Annotated in this window: 3 protein-coding genes; all 3 read right to left on the minus strand. The window is 61.7% G+C overall.

What is annotated here, in order from left to right:
- Positions 1–452, minus strand: a 452-nt coding sequence (locus ACTIEN_RS22205) for a polysaccharide deacetylase family protein (protein WP_439525310.1), incomplete at its 3' end; no start/stop codon positions are given.
- Positions 445–1,254 carry an ABC transporter permease gene (locus ACTIEN_RS22210; protein WP_439525311.1) on the minus strand — a complete coding sequence of 270 codons (810 nt, stop codon included), beginning with the start codon at positions 1,252–1,254 and terminating at the stop codon, positions 445–447. The genes ACTIEN_RS22205 and ACTIEN_RS22210, both read right to left, overlap by 8 nt.
- Positions 1,251–1,808: ABC transporter permease (locus tag ACTIEN_RS22215; RefSeq protein WP_439525312.1), on the minus strand; the 558-nt coding region annotated here is incomplete at its 5' end. The genes ACTIEN_RS22210 and ACTIEN_RS22215, both read right to left, overlap by 4 nt.

A 1,808-nucleotide genomic window follows, 5' to 3' on the forward strand; every position in this document is an offset into this window, starting at 1 on the left:
GGGCGGTGTCCGCTTAGCTGTTCCAGCGTGTCGCGGGACCTGAGAAGCAGGTCATGCTCCTGCGTTTTGGTCAGGCTTGCATTGGGTTCGTGAATCCAGCCGTGAACTCCGATCTCGTGACCGTCCTCGACGATCCGCCGGGGCTCGTCCGGGTCGATCAGGGCAGACACTGCGGGGATGAAGAACGACGCATGGGCATCATGGCGGCGCAACGTGTCAAGGATGCGCGGCACACCGACTCTGCGACCGAACTCTCCCCAACCGAGGCGGCCCACAGCGTGCCGTCCGCCGCCCATTTCGAAAGTCTCGTGGTCGCAATCGAACGACAGCGCAAGCGCGGCTTTACCGCCTTCGGGCCACGAAGAAGGGGCCAGTCGACGCCCTGCGCGCACCCGGTTGACCTTGTCGCGCCAGAACTCTTCCGGCCAATCCTGCGGAGGAACGTCAGCCATGTTCCGCGGCCCCCGTCTTGTCGCCTGCCTTGATCAGGCGCAGGGCCAGGACCACGGCGAGTCCCAACAGCACCGACGCCAGTGTCGCGATCACCGCGATGGCCGAAACAACTGGCGCATAATTCGTGGCGACCCGGCTGAACAACCATTCGGGAAGCGTTGTGTCCGCGCCGGTTGTGAAGATCGACAACGGCAGGTTCGACCACGACAACAAGAAGGCAAACAGCCCGCCCGAAATCAGACCCGGTGACAGGTAGGGCAGGGTGACTTCGCGCAGCACCTGCCACCGGGACGCCCCCAAATCGCGTGCGGCGTCCTCCTGTGCAGGATCATATCCAAAGAGCCGGATCGAGACCACCAGCGTCACAATGGGAAGAATCCAGACCATGTGAGCAAAGACGGCCGTCTTCCATGTGGGTGTGAGCCCAAGTGCCGAGAAGAACAGCAAGAGCGCCAGTCCCAGGACCGGCTGCGGAAAGAAGATGGGCAACACGACGACTTTTTGAAAGACCGAACGGCCCCGCCAATCGTAGCGGGCAAAGGCCATCGCCCCAAGGGTTGCCAGAACGACCGAAAACACGGTCACCAGCAATGCCACCTTCAGCGATGTCAGGTGCAGAACCAGAGTTTCGTGCTGCGACAGCGCGTCAGTATAGGCGCCGATGGACCAGTCGCGGTGCGGAAAGCGCATGTAGCGAGTGTTGGCCAGACTCGCGAGGCCAACCGAAAGGATCGGCAGGTACAGAAGCACAACCACAAGCATCAGCCATGCCGCCCCAACGTATTTCCAGACGCGGGTCATCGGCGGATCAACCGGTTGAGATCAAGCCGCGACAGTGCCGGGAACACGAACACTGCCGTCATGGCAATCACCAGCATGGTCAGCGCGGCCCCCATGGGCCAGTCCTGCGCATAGGAGAACCGTTGTTCGATGGCGCGCGTGAGCACGGTGACGGTCTGTCCCCCCAGAATTGCGGCCTCTGCATTGGCCCCGATGCAGAGCACGAATGTAAGCAGCGCTCCGATGACGAGACCGGGCAACGCCAGTGGCAGTTCGATCTCTCTCAGCACCTGCCAGCGCGATGCACCCAGATCGCGGGCGGCGTCGATCCGATCCTGCGGAATCAGTGCCACACCCAAAAGCACCGGGAAGAGGACAAAGGGAAAATGCACGTAGACGAGGCCCAGGTAGACGGCCAGCTTGGTGTTGAGCACGCTGCCGATGGACAAATCGAACAGCGCACGAACGGAGCCGGCAAGGATACCACCACCCGGCATGAGAAAAAGTGACATGCCAAACAGGCGCACGCTTTCGGAAATGAAGATCGGAACAGCGATCAACGCGGTGACGATTGC

It is taken from the genome of Marivita sp. (assembly GCF_051859345.1).
Lineage (GTDB): Bacteria > Pseudomonadota > Alphaproteobacteria > Rhodobacterales > Rhodobacteraceae > Marivita.

Excerpts from the sequence above, each read along its gene's own strand:
- ACTIEN_RS22210 (WP_439525311.1), bottom strand. The coding sequence starts at position 1,254 with ATGACCCGCGTCTGGAAATACGTTGGGGCGGCATGGCTGATGCTTGTG.